This is a genomic window from Geopseudomonas sagittaria, assembly GCF_900115715.1.
In the GTDB taxonomy this organism is placed as follows: Bacteria; Pseudomonadota; Gammaproteobacteria; order Pseudomonadales; family Pseudomonadaceae; genus Geopseudomonas; species Geopseudomonas sagittaria.
In genome coordinates, this window is sequence record NZ_FOXM01000005.1 from 141,398 (window position 1) to 156,534 (window position 15,137).

General features: G+C 70.0%; 16 protein-coding genes. 7 read left to right on the forward strand and 9 right to left on the reverse strand.

All coding sequences use genetic code 11. The features are described from left to right. Window positions 1-182 precede the first annotated feature (182 nt). From BM297_RS08205 to BM297_RS08215, 3 genes are all read left to right on the forward strand, one after another. Window positions 183-650, forward strand: coding sequence for an Lrp/AsnC family transcriptional regulator (locus BM297_RS08205; RefSeq protein WP_092430109.1), 468 nt, complete (start codon window positions 183-185; stop codon window positions 648-650). A gap of 229 nt (window positions 651-879) precedes the next feature. Further along, window positions 880-1,395, forward strand: coding sequence for an ATP-dependent zinc protease family protein (locus BM297_RS08210; protein WP_092430111.1), 516 nt, complete (start codon window positions 880-882; stop codon window positions 1,393-1,395). 101 nt (window positions 1,396-1,496) lie between these two features. Beyond that, window positions 1,497-3,101, forward strand: coding sequence for an FMN-binding glutamate synthase family protein (locus tag BM297_RS08215; RefSeq protein ID WP_092430361.1), 1,605 nt, complete (start codon window positions 1,497-1,499; stop codon window positions 3,099-3,101). Here BM297_RS08215 and BM297_RS08220 read toward each other — a convergent pair whose 3' ends face one another. After that, the gene (locus BM297_RS08220) at window positions 3,102-3,362 is read right to left on the reverse strand and encodes a type 2 periplasmic-binding domain-containing protein (protein WP_092430113.1); all 261 of its coding nucleotides are present in this window, start codon (window positions 3,360-3,362) and stop codon (window positions 3,102-3,104) included. 126 nt (window positions 3,363-3,488) lie between these two features. Here BM297_RS08220 and BM297_RS08225 point away from each other — a divergent pair, with 126 nt between their 5' ends. Beyond that, a complete protein-coding gene (locus BM297_RS08225) occupies window positions 3,489-4,700 on the forward strand; it encodes a benzoate/H(+) symporter BenE family transporter (RefSeq protein ID WP_092430115.1) in 1,212 nt (403 codons plus the stop codon). A 4-nt stretch (window positions 4,701-4,704) separates the two neighbouring features. On the opposite strand, the gene BM297_RS08230 is transcribed toward BM297_RS08225, so the two are convergent. Next, the gene (locus BM297_RS08230; protein WP_092430117.1) at window positions 4,705-7,374 is read right to left on the reverse strand and encodes a cation-translocating P-type ATPase; all 2,670 of its coding nucleotides are present in this window, start codon (window positions 7,372-7,374) and stop codon (window positions 4,705-4,707) included. A 233-nt stretch (window positions 7,375-7,607) separates the two neighbouring features. Here BM297_RS08230 and pip point away from each other — a divergent pair, with 233 nt between their 5' ends. The 3 genes from pip (at window position 7,608) to BM297_RS08245 (ending at window position 10,301) form a co-directional block, all read left to right on the forward strand. Continuing rightward, on the forward strand, window positions 7,608-8,579 hold the full coding sequence (gene pip, locus BM297_RS08235) for a prolyl aminopeptidase (RefSeq protein ID WP_092430119.1): 972 nt from the start codon (window positions 7,608-7,610) through the stop codon (window positions 8,577-8,579). After that, the gene (gene dtd, locus BM297_RS08240; protein ID WP_092430121.1) at window positions 8,576-9,013 is read left to right on the forward strand and encodes a D-aminoacyl-tRNA deacylase; all 438 of its coding nucleotides are present in this window, start codon (window positions 8,576-8,578) and stop codon (window positions 9,011-9,013) included. Before pip ends, dtd begins: the two co-directional genes overlap by 4 nt. Window positions 9,014-9,104: 91 nt before the next feature. Then, window positions 9,105-10,301, forward strand: a complete 1,197-nt coding sequence (locus tag BM297_RS08245; protein ID WP_092430123.1) for a YbfB/YjiJ family MFS transporter — start codon at window positions 9,105-9,107, stop codon at window positions 10,299-10,301. Window positions 10,302-10,396: 95 nt separating this feature from the next. Here the strand turns inward: BM297_RS08245 and BM297_RS08250 are convergent, their stop codons facing one another. The 7 genes from BM297_RS08250 to ubiB all read right to left on the reverse strand — a co-directional run bounded on the left by BM297_RS08250 (window position 10,397) and on the right by ubiB (window position 15,135). Beyond that, window positions 10,397-11,107, reverse strand: coding sequence for a 16S rRNA (uracil(1498)-N(3))-methyltransferase (locus BM297_RS08250; RefSeq protein ID WP_092430125.1), 711 nt, complete (start codon window positions 11,105-11,107; stop codon window positions 10,397-10,399). Then, a complete protein-coding gene (gene tatC / locus BM297_RS08255; RefSeq protein ID WP_092430127.1) occupies window positions 11,104-11,937 on the reverse strand; it encodes a twin-arginine translocase subunit TatC in 834 nt (277 codons plus the stop codon). Before tatC ends, BM297_RS08250 begins: the two co-directional genes overlap by 4 nt. Further along, entirely contained in the window at window positions 11,934-12,422 is a 489-nt protein-coding gene (gene tatB, locus BM297_RS08260; protein ID WP_092430129.1) for a Sec-independent protein translocase protein TatB, read from the reverse strand. The genes tatC and tatB overlap by 4 nt, the downstream gene beginning before the upstream one ends. A 32-nt stretch (window positions 12,423-12,454) precedes the next feature. After that, the gene (gene tatA / locus BM297_RS08265; protein WP_092430131.1) at window positions 12,455-12,694 is read right to left on the reverse strand and encodes a twin-arginine translocase TatA/TatE family subunit; all 240 of its coding nucleotides are present in this window, start codon (window positions 12,692-12,694) and stop codon (window positions 12,455-12,457) included. Between the two features lie 25 nt (window positions 12,695-12,719). Further along, window positions 12,720-13,067, reverse strand: a complete 348-nt coding sequence (locus BM297_RS08270) for a phosphoribosyl-ATP diphosphatase (RefSeq protein ID WP_092430133.1) — start codon at window positions 13,065-13,067, stop codon at window positions 12,720-12,722. Next, window positions 13,060-13,464 carry a phosphoribosyl-AMP cyclohydrolase gene (gene hisI / locus BM297_RS08275; protein ID WP_092430135.1) on the reverse strand — a complete coding sequence of 135 codons (405 nt, stop codon included), beginning with the start codon at window positions 13,462-13,464 and terminating at the stop codon, window positions 13,060-13,062. Before hisI ends, BM297_RS08270 begins: the two co-directional genes overlap by 8 nt. Window positions 13,465-13,545: 81 nt before the next feature. Continuing rightward, a complete protein-coding gene (ubiB, locus tag BM297_RS08280; RefSeq protein WP_092430137.1) occupies window positions 13,546-15,135 on the reverse strand; it encodes a ubiquinone biosynthesis regulatory protein kinase UbiB in 1,590 nt (529 codons plus the stop codon). Window positions 15,136-15,137: the final 2 nt, after the last annotated feature.

Sequence of the window (15,137 nt, forward strand, 5' to 3'; positions counted from 1 at the left end):
TTCTTATGGCGAGCGAAGCGGCGCCGGTGGGCGCCGCGGTCGGCCTGTCCGCGGGATCGCCGCGGCAGACGGTGTGGACAAGAATATGCGGCAGGCGTGACGGCATTTTCTTTCTATTTTTCCGGCCTGCTGGCCATAATCCGCATGACTTTTTCCATAAGAAATCCAAAAGAGAAAAAATCATGCACAGCCCGCTGAGCCCCCTCGACCGGCGCATCCTGCGCCTGCTGCAGCACGACGCCGACCTGTCGGCGGCGGAGATCGCCGAGAAGGTCGAGCTGTCGCAGTCGCCGTGCTGGCGGCGCATCCATCGCCTGCAGGAGGAGGGGCTGATCGAGCGCAAGGTCGCCCTGCTCGACCGCCGCAAGCTCGGCCTGGCCATGGTGGTGTTCGTCAGCATCAAGCTGTCGGCGCACGGGCGGCGCAATCTTGAGGAGTTCGAGGCGAGCGTGGTCGGCCATCCGGAGGTGCTGGAGTGCTACACCATGGCCGGCGCCTCCGACTACCTGCTCAAGGTGGTGGCCCGCGACATCGCCGGCTACGAGCGCTTCCTGCGCGACCACCTGCTGGGCAGCCCTCACGTGCAGGAGGCGCATTCGCACATCACCATGAGCGAGGTGAAGCGCACCACCGAGCTGCCACTGGACTGAGGGACGTGCGGTTCGGCCGGCTCTGCACTGGGCGCTGGCGGGCGATCGGCGTCCCGCGGTCGCGGTCTGGCGGGGTGTCATGCGTCGCTTCGGGCTGGTCCCTGTGCCGTGGGCTGACTATCCTGACGCCCCCCGGAAGATCCCGGGGCGTTCCAGTCACCCCTGCCGGCGTGACGTCTGGCCCGCGCCAGCCGACGTCGGCCGCTGTAATGTCGAGACGCTGTACCGCATGAAACTGTCCCTGATCGCCCTTTTCGCCGGCCTGACCCTGCTGTCGGCAGAAGGCATGGCCTCCACCAAGCAGGTCTACGGCCTGCACGAGAAGGCCCTGCTCCCCGAACTCGGCCTGGAACTGCCGGCCAAGCTGGACACCGGCGCCGTCACTGCCTCGCTGAGTGCCCGCAACATCGAGACCTTCAAGCGCGACGGTGAACGCTGGGTGCGCTTCCAGCTGGCCGCCGACGGCCACGAGCCGCGCACCCTGGTGCGCCCGCTGGTGCGCATCAGCCAGATCAAGCGCCGCGCCGGCGACATGACGCCTGGCGACACCGCGGCCTATACCGCCCGCCCGGTGATCGAGATGCCGGTGTGCCTGGGCGACAGCGTGCAGCACATCGAGGTCAATCTCACCGATCGCAGCGCCTTCGACTTCCCGCTGCTGATCGGCTCCACGGCGCTCGGCGAGTTCGATGCGCTGGTCGACCCGAGCCGCTCCTACGCCCACGGCCGTCCGGGCTGCGCCTGAAGCCCAGGCCTCTTCGGCTGCGGTGCTGGGTCAATGCCGGCGCCGCGCGGCTCGGGTAGAGTGGCCGGCCGACCTGTGAGGAGATGCCCGGAGCCATGTGGATGAATCTGTCGCTGCTCAGCCGTTACGCCTTTTTCGCCGCCTGCGTGCTGCTCACCCTGATCAGCCTGCCGTTCCTCGCCGACCTCTGGCCGCTGACCCTGCTGTGCGGCGCGCTGAGCGCGGTGGGCGTCAACGACCTGCGGCAGAGCCGCCATGCGGTGCGGCGCAACTACCCGATCCTCGGCAACATCCGCTACCTGGTCGAGTTCGTCCGCCCGGAGATTCGCCAGTACCTGCTGGAGGGCGACAACGAGCGCCTGCCGTTCTCGCGCGCGCAGCGCTCGCTGGTCTACGCGCGGGCCAAGAACGAAGCGGCCGACAAGCCGTTCGGCACCCTCAGCGACGTCAGCCAGACCGGCTTCGAGTTCATCGGCCACTCCATGCTGCCGGCCGAGCATGCCGATCCGGCGTCCTTCCGGGTCGCCATCGGCGGCCCGCAGTGCCTGCAGCCGTACTCGGCGTCGCTCTTCAACATCTCGGCGATGAGCTTCGGCTCGCTGAGCGCCAACGCCATCCGCGCGCTCAACCAGGGCGCGGCGCTGGGCGGCTTCGCCCACGACACCGGCGAGGGCAGCATCAGCGCCTACCACCGCGAGCACCGCGGCGACCTGATCTGGGAGCTGGGCAGCGGCTACTTCGGCTGCCGCACGGCGGACGGCCGTTTCGACCCGCAGCGCTTCGCCGTGCAGGCCAACGATCCGCAGGTGAAGATGATCGAGGTCAAGCTCAGCCAGGGCGCCAAGCCCGGCCACGGCGGTATCCTGCCCAGACACAAGATCACCGCCGAGATCGCCGCCACCCGCGGCGTGCCGATGGACCGCGACTGCGTGTCGCCGGCGCGGCACAGCGAGTTCGCCACCCCGGTCGAGCTGCTGCAGTTCCTCGCCCGCCTGCGCGAGCTGTCCGGCGGCAAGCCGGTCGGCTTCAAGTTCTGCCTCGGCCATCCGTGGGAGTTCATGGCCATCGCCAAGGCGATGCTGAAGACCGGCATCCTCCCCGACTTCATCGTGGTCGACGGCAAGGAGGGCGGTACCGGCGCGGCGCCGGTGGAATTCACCGACCACATCGGCGTGCCGCTGCGCGAGGGGCTGCTGTTCGTGCACAACACCCTGGTCGGTCTCAACCTGCGCGACAGGATCCGCATCGGCGCCAGCGGCAAGATCGTCAGCGCCTTCGACATCGCCAGCGTGCTGGCCATCGGCGCCGACTGGGCCAACTCGGCGCGCGGCTTCATGTTCGCCATCGGCTGCATCCAGAGCCAGAGCTGCCACACCAACAAGTGTCCGACCGGGGTGGCCACCCAGGATCCGCTGCGCCAGCGCGCCCTGGTGGTCGAGGACAAGGCGCAGCGGGTGCACAACTTCCACCGCAACACCCTCAAGGCGCTGGCCGAGATGACCGCCGCCGCCGGCCTTGCGCATCCGTCGCAGCTCGAGCCCAAGCATCTGGCGCTGCGCGTGTCGTCCAGCGAACTCAGCCTGTTCTCGCAAAAGCACGTCTACCTCAAGCCCGGCGAGCTGCTCGGCGGGCAGATCGACGGCGAGTTCTACGCGCGCATGTGGCGCATGGCGCAGGCGGACAGCTTCGCTCCGGCGGTGGCCTGATCAGGCGCCGAACAGCTCCACCAGCCAGTCGATGAGCACCCGCAGACGCGGGGGCAGATGGCGGTGGTGGGGGGAGAGCACGCTCATCGGCAGCGCCGGCGGACGGTAGTCGGCGAGCGGCTCGATGCGCTCGATCCGCCCGCCGGCGCTGAGTTCCAGCGGCTGCAGCTGGCCGCTGGTGGCCGACAGGTAGGCGATGTCGCGGTGCCCGACCAGCTCGGCGATGCGGGCGAACAGCTGCATGGCCTGGAAGCGGCCCATGGCGGATGACCACTGTTCTGAAATCCTGAACAGTGTTGCCATTGCCAGCGGATTTATCAGTTCAGGCAAGACAGCCAAGATGGCCGGCATGCGCCCGTGGTGCGCCCGCTTCAGAGGTGACGGTTCATGCTGCACAGAGACGTTTCGTTTTCCGCGCTGGCGGCGGGGTTCCTCGCCGTGCTGATTTCCTACGCCGGCCCGGCGGTGATCTTCTTCCAGGCCGCGCAGAGCGCCCAGGTGTCCCACGAGATGATGGCCTCGTGGATCTGGGCGATCTCCATCGGCGCGGCCCTCGGCAGCATCGTGCTGAGCTGGTGGCTCAAGGTGCCGGCGGTGATCGCCTGGTCGGCGCCGGGCACCGCCCTGCTGGTCCCCCTGTTTCCCGCGCTGAGTCTGGGCGAGGCGGTCGGCGCCTACATCACCACCGGCGTGGTGGTGCTGCTGATCGGCCTGTCCGGCGCCTTCGACCGCATCGTCCGCGCCATCCCCAAGGGCATCGCCAGCGCGATGATGGCCGGCATCCTGTTCCAGTTCGGCGTCGGCGCCTTCGCCGTGGTGGAGTCGGCGCCGGCGCTGGCGCTGGGCATGATCGGCGCCTACCTGGCGCTCAAGCGGCTGTTCCCGCGCTACTGCCTGGTGCTGCTGATGCTGGTCGGCGTGGCGCTGTCGCTGGGCGTCGAGGGTACCCGCCTGCCCAGCCTGGAGCTGGCCCTGGTCGCGCCGCAGTTCATCGTGCCGCAGTGGAGCTGGAACGCCACCCTGAGCCTGGCCGTGCCGCTGCTGCTGGTCAGCGTGACCGGCCAGTTCCTGCCCGGCCTGGCCCTGCTGCGCAATTGCGGTTATCAGGTGTCGGCGCGCCCGCTGCTCGCCGGCTGCGGGCTGGCTTCGATCGCGGTGGCCTTCTTCGGCGGCATCACCATAGTCACCGGGGCGATCACCGCCACCCTGTGCACCGGCAAGGAGGCCCACGAGGACCCGGGCAAACGCTACGTCGCCGGCATGGCCAACGGGCTGTTCTACCTGATCGGCGGCAGCTTCGCCGGCGCCATCATCCTGCTGTTCGCCGCCATGCCGCCGGCCTTCGTCGCGGTGCTGGCCGGCCTCGCCCTGCTCGGCGCGATCACCGCCAACCTGCAGGGCGCGCTGGAGGATGCCGAGCACCGCGAGGCGTCGGTGATCACCTTCCTGGCCACCGCCTCGGGGATGACCTTCTTCGGTCTCGGTGCGGCGTTCTGGGGCGTGGTGCTCGGCGGCGTCGCCTACCTGGTGCTGCACAAGTCCGGCTGGGTGGCGGGGCCGGTGCGCCAGGCGGCGCTGGCGCCGGTCGAGCGCAAGTGACTCCTCAGTCGCGCCGGCGGCGCACCCAGGCCTTGCGCGCCTCCTCGAGCAGCAGCAGGAGCGCGGCGAACGGCAGCATGGCCAGCCAGGCCTCAAGGGGCAGGGCGGCGGTGCCGAACAGGATCTGGCCGATCGGCGTGTAGATGATCGCGCCGATCAGCAGCAGTTCGCAGGCGATGCCCCACAGCAGCAGCGGGTTGCCGCCCAACCCGGTCCTGAGGATGGATGCGGTCGGGCTGCGACAGGCCAGCAGGTTGGCCACCTGCATCACCACGATGGCGGCCAGGCAGGCGCCGGTGGCCTGCAGGTACAGCGGGTCGAGGCGGGCCAGCGGGTTGCCGTAGTCCCAGCCGCCCCAGGCCAGCACCAGGAAGAACAGGCCCATCCCCGCCAGCGCCTCCAGCGGGCCGAGGAACAGGTAGGCACGCGCCAGCAGCGGCCAGGACAGCAGGCGCTCGCCACGCGGCCGCGGCGGACGCTGCATGACCTGCGGGTCGGCGCGTTCGGCGCCGAGGGCCAGCGCCGGCAGCATGTCGGTGCCGAGGTCGACGGCGAGGATCTGGATGATGGTCAGCGGCAGCGGGATGGGCAGCACGACGAAGGCCAGGTAGGGCACCAGCTCGGGGATGTTGGAGCTCAAGATGTAGGTGAGGAACTTGCGGATGTTGGCGTACACCGCGCGGCCTTCCTCGACCGCCCTGACGATGCTGGCGAAGTTGTCGTCGAGCAGCACCATGTCCGCCGCCTCGCGGGCCACGTCGGTGCCGCCGATGCCCATGGCGATGCCGATGTCGGCGCGCTTGAGCGCCGGCGCGTCGTTGACCCCGTCGCCGGTGACCGCCACCACCTGGCCCTTGCGCTGCAGCGCCTCGACCACCAGCAGCTTCTGGTCGGCGGTGACCCGGGCGAACAGCAGCTCCGGGGCGTCGAGGGCGAACTGCAGCTGGCTGGCGGACAGGTGGCGCAGGTCGTCGCCGCTGATCACCCGTGGCGCGGCGCCGGTTACCAGGCCGATCTCGCGGGCGATGGCGCTGGCGGTGACCGGGTGGTCGCCGGTGAGCATGATCACCTGGATGCCGGCCTCGCGGCAGCGGCGGATCGCCTCCGGCACCTCGGCGCGCGGCGGGTCCTCGATGCCGACCAGGCCGGCGTGGATCAGCTGGCTTTCCAGCTCGATGTGCAGCGCCTCGCCGTCCACCCGTCGCCAGGCCAGCGCCAGCACGCGCAGGCCGCGGGCGGCCATGTCCTCCTGGGCCTGACGCAGGCGCTCGCGCTGCGCCGCGTCGAGCGGCTGCACGCCGTCGCCGGTCAGCACCTGGCTGCACAGCGGCAGCAGCACTTCCGGGGCGCCCTTGCAGTAGAGCAGGCGGCCCTCGGCCAGTTCGTGCACGGTGGACATGCGCCGCCGCGTGGTATCGAAGGCGAACTCGTGGATGCGGGTGGCGTGGCCGGTGTCGTCGTGCGCCTGGCGGCCCAGCTCGACCAGCGCCACCTCCATCGGGTCGCCGAGCACGCTCAGCCGCGTGCCTTCCGAGACCTCGCGCAGGCTGTGGCAGTGGCGGGCGACGTCGAGCAGCGGGCGGCAGCGTTCCAGCCGCTCGGCACTCAGCGGCAGGTCGAGCGGCTCGCCGGCGACGAACAGCTGGCGCACGGTCATGCGGTTGAGGGTCAGGGTGCCGGTCTTGTCGGTGCAGATCACCGTGGCCGCGCCGAGCGCCTCGACCGCCGGCAGGTGACGGATCAGCGCGTTTTGGCGGGCCATGCGCTGAGTGGCCATGGCCAGCGCCAGGGTCACGCTGGGCAGCAGGCCCTCGGGGACATTGGCGACGATGATGCCGATGGCGAAGATCAGGTTGCCCCAGAACGGCAGGCCGAGCGCCTGGCCGAGCAGGAAGAACAGCACGCCGATGGCCAGGGCGAGCAGCGCCAGCTGGCGCGACAGGCGGATGATCTCGCGCTGCAGCGGCGAGTGGCCCTCGCTGCCGCTTTGGGTCAGGCGGGCGATCCTGCCGAACTCGGTGTGCATGCCGGTGGCGAACACCAGGGCGCGGCCGTGGCCGGCCACCGCCGTGGTGCCGGCGAGCAGCAGGTTGGCCGCGGCCAGCCGCTCGGCGGCGTCGCTGGCCGCGGGGGTGCGCCGCTGCGGCAGCGACTCGCCGGTCAGGGTGGCCAGGCTGACGCGCAGGCCGTCGGCCTCGAGCAGCCGGCAGTCGGCCGGGATGCTGTCGCCTTCCTGCACCAGCACCACGTCGCCGGGCACCAGCTGCTCGGCGTCCAGGCGGCAGGCGCGGCCGTCGCGCAGCACGGTGACCTGCTGCGGCAGCAGGCGGGTCAGCGCGGCCATCGCCCGCTCGGCGCGGTAGGCCTGCCAGAACGAGAAGCTGCCGTTGATGACGATGACCCCGACGATGGCCGCGCCGAGGGTGGCCATGCCCTGCCCGGGGTCCTGGTATTCGGCGAACAGCGCCAGCGCCGCGGCCAGCCATAGCACCAGGGCGAAGAAGTGCACGAACTCGCGGGCGAACTGCCGCCACAGCGGTTCGCCGCGGATCCGCTCGATACGGTTGAGGCCGTATTCGGTGCGCCGCCGGGCCGCTTCGGCCGAGCTGAGGCCGCCGCTGCTGCTGTGCAGGCTGGCGAGGGCGTCGCGGGGGGCGAGCTGGGCGATGCGCACGGTTTCGCTCCGCAAGTGTCGGGCGGGGCGGGCGGGGTGCCGGCCGCTCTGGATTCACCATAGGCGCTGGGCGTGGCTGTGCAACCTCGGCGGGTGCGGACGAGGCTGCCGTCGTGCGGCTCCGGCAATGGCCGTGGCGGTGATGCGCGACATCCCGCAACGCGCCATTCCTCGCTATGATCCCTTGCACCACGGCAGGACGGATGGTCCTGTGTCAGCCTCGGAGGCCCTGCATGCACACCCTGTATCCGGAGATCAAACCCTACGCCCGCCACCAGCTGGCGGTGGACCATCCGCACGAGCTGTACATCGACGAAAGCGGCACGCCGGACGGTCTGCCGGTGCTGTTCGTCCACGGCGGGCCAGGCGCCGGTTGCGATGCGGCCAGCCGCCGCTGGTTCGATCCGACCCTGTATCGCATCGTCACCTTCGACCAGCGCGGCTGCGGCCGCTCGACCCCGCACGCCAGCCTGGACCGCAACACCACCTGGGATCTGGTGGCGGACATGGAGCGCATCCGCGAGCACCTGGGCATCGACAAGTGGGTGCTGTTCGGCGGCTCCTGGGGCTCGACGCTGTCGCTGGCCTACGCGCAGACCCATCCCGAGCGCGTGCATGCGCTGATCCTGCGCGGCATCTTCCTGTGCCGGCCGCAGGAGATCCGCTGGTTCTACCAGGAAGGCGCCAGCCGCCTGTTCCCCGACTACTGGGAGGACTACCTGGCGCCGATTCCCCATGAGGAGCGCCACGATCTGGTCGATGCCTTCTACCGCCGCCTGGCCGGCCCGGACCAGATCGCGCAGATGCACGCGGCCAAGGCCTGGTCGATCTGGGAAGGGCGCACCGCGACCCTGCGTCCCAACGGCCAGGTGATCGAGCGTTTCTCGGAGCCGCAGCGCGCTCTGTCGATCGCCCGCATCGAGTGCCACTATTTCATCAACAACGCCTTCCTCGAGGAAGATCAGCTGCTGCGCGACATGCACAAGATCGCCCACATTCCCGGAGTGATCGTGCATGGCCGCTACGACGTGGTCTGTCCGCTGGACAACGCCTGGGCGCTGAACCAGGCCTGGCCGAACAGCGAGCTGGCGATCATCCGCGACGCCGGCCACGCCGCCGGCGAGCCGGGCATCACCGACGCGCTGGTGCGCGCAACCGGCGAGGTGGCCCGGCGCCTGCTCGAGCTGCCGGAGGGCCACGCGTGAAGGCATTGCTGCAACGGGTGCGCAGCGCGCGGGTGGAGGTCGCCGGCGAGGTGGTCGGCGCCATCGACCAGGGCCTCTTGGTGCTGGTCGGCGTCGAGCCGCAGGACGACGCGGCTCGCGCCGACAAGCTGCTGCACAAGCTGCTCAACTACCGGGTGTTCAGCGACGCCGACGGCAAGATGAACCTGTCGCTCAAGGACGTCGGCGGCGGCCTGCTGCTGGTCTCGCAGTTCACCCTGGCCGCCGATACCAGAAGCGGCCTGCGCCCGAGCTTCTCCACGGCAGCGCCGCCGGCGCAGGGCGCGGCGCTGTTCGACTACCTGCTGGCGCGCGCCGGCGAGCAGCACCCGCAGGTGGCCAGCGGGCGCTTCGGCGCCGACATGCAGGTGCACCTGGTCAACGACGGGCCGGTGACCTTCCTGCTGGAAGTTTGAGTTGCTGCGACGGTTTGCCGCAGGAATCGCTTGAGGCGCCGGGCGGCGCCCTCTAAGGTGTGGCTTCCACCACTGCGCAGGAAGCCAGCCGATGACTCCACAGGGACAACGCATGAAGGTGCTCGGTGCGGGCATCTTCAGTCTCCTCCTCGCCCTGGGCGTCGCCCGTTTCGCCTACACCCCGCTGCTGCCGGTGATGCAGGCGCAGGCCGGGCTCGGCCTGGCCGAAGGCGGCTGGCTGGCCGCCCTCAACTATGCCGGCTACCTGTCCGGTGCGCTGATCGCCTCGCTGATCAGCGACCTGGTGCTCAAGGACCGTCTGTACCGCATAGGGATGGTGCTGGCGGTGCTCAGCACCCTGCTCATGGGCCTGACCAGCGACTTCACCCTGTGGGCGGTGTCGCGCTTCGTCGCCGGCCTGAGCAGCGCGGCGAGCATGCTGCTGGGCACCGGGCTGATCCTCAACTGGCTGATTCGCCACAACCAGCGCGGCGAGCTGGGCATCCACTTCTCCGGCGTCGGTCTGGGCATCGTCGGCTGCTCGCTGGTGGTGGCGCTGCTGGGCCAGTGGCTGGACTGGCGCGAGCAGTGGTTCGCCCTCACCGCGCTGGCCTGCCTGCTGCTGGTGCCGGCGCTGGCCTGGCTGCCCAGGCCGGACCGCAGCCCGCTGACCACCTCCGGCCAGCCGATGCGCGACAACCCGCCGAGCCGGCTGTTCCTGCGCCTGTTCATGGCCGCCTACTTCTGCGCCGGGGTCGGCTACGTGGTCAGCGCGACCTTCATCGTCGCCATCGTCGACCGCCTGCCGGGGCTGGCCGGCCAGGGCAGCTGGAGCTTCCTGGCCATCGGCCTGGCCGCGGCGCCGGCATGCATCGTCTGGGACCTGGTCGCCCGGCGCACCGGCGAGCTCAACGCGCTGATCCTCGCCGCCGCCCTGCAGGTGGTCGGCATCCTGCTGCCGCTGAGTGGTGGCATGGCTGGCGCAATTGCCGGCGCGCTGCTATTCGGCGGCACCTTCGTCGGCATGGTCAGCCTGGTGCTGAGCATGGCCGGGCGCTACTACCCGACGCGGCCGGCGAAGATGATGGGCAAGATGACCCTGTCCTACGGCGCGGCGCAGATCGTCGGCCCGGCGGTGACCGGCTGGCTGGCCGTCAGCCTGGGCAGCTATGCCGGCGGGCTGTACTTCGCGGCGGCGCTGATGGTGGTCGGCACCCTGCTGTTGCTGGCGCTCAAGGGCGTCGAGCGTCGCGACCGCCCCGCAGAGGCGCCCGCCGTGGTCTGCTGAGGGCTGGGTAGGGGGCGACCGCAGGTTTTTTCCACCGCCTGCACACTGGGCACGGTGGAAAATCGCTGCGCGAGTTTTTCCATCCTGCGGCAGGCTTAGAACAGACGGGCGAGCAGGGCGGTCACCGCGGTCTCGACGCGCAGGATGCGCTCGCCGAGCTGCACCGGCGCCAGGCCGGCCTCGTGCAGTTTGTCCACCTCGTAGGGAATCCAGCCGCCTTCCGGGCCGATGGCCAGGGTCACCGCGCCCTCGACCGCGCGCGGGCAGGCCGGCCAGGCGCCGGGGTGGCCGACCAGGCCGAGGCTGCCGGCGGCCAGTTGCGGCAGGCGGTCCTCGACGAACGGCTTGAAGCGCTTCTCGATGAGCACCTCGGGCAGCACGGTGTCGCGCGCCTGCTCAAGGCCGAGGATCAGCTGCTCGCGGATCGCCTCGGGGGTCAGGAACGGCGTCTGCCAGAAGCTCTTTTCCACCCGGTAGCTGTTGAGCAGCACCAGGCGCGGCACGCCCATGCTGGCCACGGTCTGCAGCACGCGCTTGAGCATCTTCGGCCGCGGCAGGGCGAGCAGCAGGGTCAGCGGCAGCTTGGTCGGTGGCGGTTGGTCGAGGGCGAGGACCTCGATTTCCGCTGCGTCGGCGTCCAGACGCAGCAGGCGCCCTTCGCCCATCAGGCCATCGAGGCGGCCGACGCGCAGGCTGTCGCCGGCCGTGGCGCGGTGCACCTCATGCAGGTGCTGGAGACGCCGGCCGCGCAGCAGGGCGCGGCCTTCGGCGATGAAGTCGCCGTCTTCGAGCAGCAGCAGGTTCACGCCTGCGGCGCCGGTGGCTGTGGATCGTCATCATGGGTGGCGAGCGCGGTGCCGTCGCTGGCTGCGGCGTCGGCCGCGGCTTCCGCTTCCGCCTCGTCGCGGCGGCGCGCCATGGCGCCGAACAGCAGGCCGACCTCGAACAGCATCCACATCGGCACGGCCAGCAGGGTCTGCGAGAACACGTCCGGCGGGGTGAGCACCATGCCGACCACGAAGCAGCCGACGATCACGTAGGGCCGGCTCTTGCGCAGGGTGGCGACGTCGACGATGCCGATCCAGATCAGCAGGAAGGTCGCCACCGGGATCTCGAAGGCCACGCCGAAGGCGAAGAACAGGGTGAGCACGAAGTCGAGGTACTGGCCGATGTCGGTCATCATCGCCACGCCTTCCGGGGTCACGCTGGCGAAGAAGCCGAACATGATCGGGAACACCACGAAGTAGGCGAAGGCCATGCCGCCGTAGAACAGCAGGATGCTGGAGATCAGCAGCGGCACGGCGATGCGCTTCTCGTGCTGGTACAGGCCGGGGGCGATGAAGCCCCAGATCTGCTGGAGGATCACCGGCATGCCGAGGAACAGCGAGACCATCAGGGTCAGCTTGAACGGGGTGAGGAACGGCGAGGCCACCCCGGTGGCGATCATCGTCGCGCCTTCCGGCAGGTAGGCGCGCAGCGGCGCGGCGACCAGCGCGTAGATGTCCTGGGCGAAGTAGAACAGCCCGGCGAAGATCAGCAGGATGATCACCACACAGCGCAGGATGCGGTTGCGCAGCTCGGTGAGGTGCGCGACCAGGGGCATTTCCTGGTCCGGCAGGGGAGTCTGGTCGGTCATGTCGGGCGCGGTGGCTCACTGGGGGCGGGCGACGGGCTGGCGTGCGCTGCGGCGGGATTGCTTGCGGCGGCAGCTTCCGCGGCCGGCACGGCCGGACTGGCCGTCTGGTATTCCGGCAGCGAGGCCAGGCGGCTGTTGGCGGCGATGGGCGCGTTGGCCTGTTCCGCGCTGGGCGCGGTAACCGGCGCTGCCTCGCCGAACGGGGCCGGGGTGGTGCCGGCGGCACCGGCAGCCGGCGAACTGCCCGGCTGGGCTGCTTGCTGCTGGCGCTCCTGGGCGAGGATGTTCTCGTTGTGCAGCTGGCGGCGGATCTCGTCGGCGCCGATCTCGCGCTCGACCTCGCTCTTGATCGCCGCGAAGCTGCGCTTGAGCCGGCCGATCCACAGCCCGGCGGTGCGCGCGGCGCCCGGCAGGCGCTCGGGGCCGAGCACCAGCAGGGCCACCAGGGCGACCAGCAGCAGTTCGGAAAAGCCTACGTCGAACATGATTCAGCCACGCTCCGGCACCCGCGGGTGCGTCAGTCCTTCTTCGCCGGTTCGTCGACCTTGCGCACTTCGCCCTGGATGGTGTGGCCCTTGGGCTCTTCCACCTGGGGCTTGCTGGCTTCCTCGTCGCCGGCGTTCACCGACTTGCGAAAGCCCTTGATCGCTTCGCCGACGTCCGAGCCGAGCGACTTGAGGCGCTTGGTGCCGAACAGCATGACCACGATGAGCAGGATGATCAGGAGTTGCCAGATGCTGATGCCGCCGAGTCCCATGATGGAATCTCCGAGTAGGTTGTTATCAGGATTGCGAACGGGCGGCCTTTTCGGCGTGCCCGGAGAGGCCGAAACGGCGGTCCAGTTCGTCGAGCACCGCCTGCGGGTGCTGGCCGAGGGAGGCGAGCATGACCAGGGAATGGAACCACAGGTCGGCGGTTTCGTAGATCAGCTCGCTGCAGTCGCCGCTCAGCGCGGCGTCCTTGGCGGCGAGGATGGTTTCCACCGACTCCTCACCGACCTTTTCGAGAATCTTGTTCAGGCCCTTGTGGTACAGGCTGGCCACGTAGGAGCTGTCCGGCGCGGCGCCCTTGCGCGCCTCGAGCACCTCGGCGAGGCGGGCGAGGGTGTCGTTGCTGCTGGCTTCACTCATGGTGGTGGCCCTTGTGCTCGTAGATGGCGTGCGGGTCCTTGAGGACCGCGTCGACGGTCTGCCAGGCGCCGTTCGCGTAGACGCGGTAGAAGCAGCTCTCGCGCCCGGTGTGGCAGGCGATGCCGCCGAGCTGTTCGACCTGCAGGACGATGACGTCGGCGTCGCAGTCCAGGCGCAGCTCGTGCAGCCTCTGCACGTGGCCGGACTCCTCGCCCTTGCGCCACAGCTTGCCGCGCGAGCGCGACCAGTAGATGGCGCGGCCCTCGTCGACGGTGAGCTGCAGGGATTCGCGGTTCATCCAGGCCATCATCAGGATGCGCCCGCTCTTGTAGTCCTGGGCAATCGCCGGGACCAGCCCGTCGGCGTTCCAGTGAATTTCGTCCAGCCAGTTGTTCATCGCTCTTCGCTTGTCCGGGGCGCCGCGGGGCGCCGGTTCAACGGTTGATTCGGTCAGTGTGCCAGTGCCGCCACGCGCTGGCTATCGGCGTAGGACCAGATACAGGCCGCCGGCCAGCATGCTCCAGGCCGGCCAGGTCTCGGCCGTCGGCGTCAGACCGCTGCTGGCGGCGCCGAGCAGCAGCACGGCGCCGAGCAGGCGCGGCAGCCAGTGGGGGCTCGTGGCGGCCGGCGCCGGGGCGCCGCTACCGGCCTGGCCGAGGCGCTCGAGCGCCGCGCCGGCCTTCTTGGCCAGTTGCGGCACCTGCTCGGCCTGGCTCTGCAGGTTGCGCAGCAGGTGCAGCGGGCTCATGCGCTCGCGCATCCAGCGCTCGAGGAACGGCTTGGCGGTGCTCCACAGGTCGAGCTCGGGATACAGCTGGCGACCGAGGCCCTCGATGTTGAGCAGGGTCTTCTGCAGCAGCACCAGCTGCGGCTGCACCTGCATGTTGAAGCGCCGCGCGGTCTGGAACAGGCGCAGCAGCACCTGGCCGAAGGAGATGTCCTTCAGCGGCTTCTCGAAGATCGGTTCGCACACGGTGCGGATCGCCGCCTCGAAGTCGTTGACCTGGGTATCGGCCGGCACCCAGCCGGAGTCGATGTGCAGCTGTGCCACCTTGCGGTAGTCGCGCTTGAAGAAGGCCAGCAGGTTGCGCGCCAGGTAGTCCTGGTCCTCGGCGGTGAGGCTGCCGACGATGCCGCAGTCGATGGCGATGTACTGCGGGTCGTGCGGCGCGCGGGTGCTGACGAAGATGTTGCCGGGGTGCATGTCGGCGTGGAAGAAGCTGTCGCGAAATACCTGGGTGAAGAAGATCTCCACGCCGCGCTCGGCGAGCTTCTTCATGTCGGTGTGCTGGTCGTGCAGGGCGGCCAGGTCGGTGACCGGGATGCCGTAGATGCGCTCCATCACCAGCACCTTGGGGCGGCACCAGTCCCAGTACACCTGCGGTACGTAGAGCAGCTTGGAGTCCTCGAAGTTGCGCCGCAGCTGGCTGCCGTTGGCGGCCTCGCGCAGCAGGTCGAGCTCGTCGAAGATGGTCTTCTCGTAGTCGCCGACCACCTCCACCGGGCGCAGGCGGCGGGCATCGCTGGAGACGCGCTCGGCCAGCCTGGCCAGCGCGAACAGCCAGGCCATGTCCTGGCGGATCACCGGCTCGAGGCCGGGGCGCACCACCTTGACCACCACGTCCTCGCCACTGCGCAGCTGGGCGGCGTGCACCTGGGCGACCGAGGCGGAGGCCAGCGGCTGGCGCTCGAAGCGGCTGAACACCTGATCGATGGTCGCGCCGAGCTGCTGCTCGATCAGCGCCACCGCCTGCTCGGGCGGGAACGGGGGCACCTTGTCCTGCAGATGGGCCAGCTCGTCGGCGATGTCCGGCGGCAGCAGGTCGCGGCGGGTGGACAGCAGCTGGCCGAACTTGATGAACACCGGGCCGAGGTCTTCCAGGCTGCGGCGCAGGCGCTCGCCGCGCGACATCGCGATGGGCTGGCGCGGCAGCCAGCGCCAGGGCATGGCGCGCAGCAGGCTGCGCAGCCACCAGGGCAGCGGCAGGTCGAGCAGCAGGTCGTCGAGGTGGTAGCGGGTGGCGGTCCGCTGGATGCGGATCAGGCGGCGCAGGGCGAGCAGCTTCATGC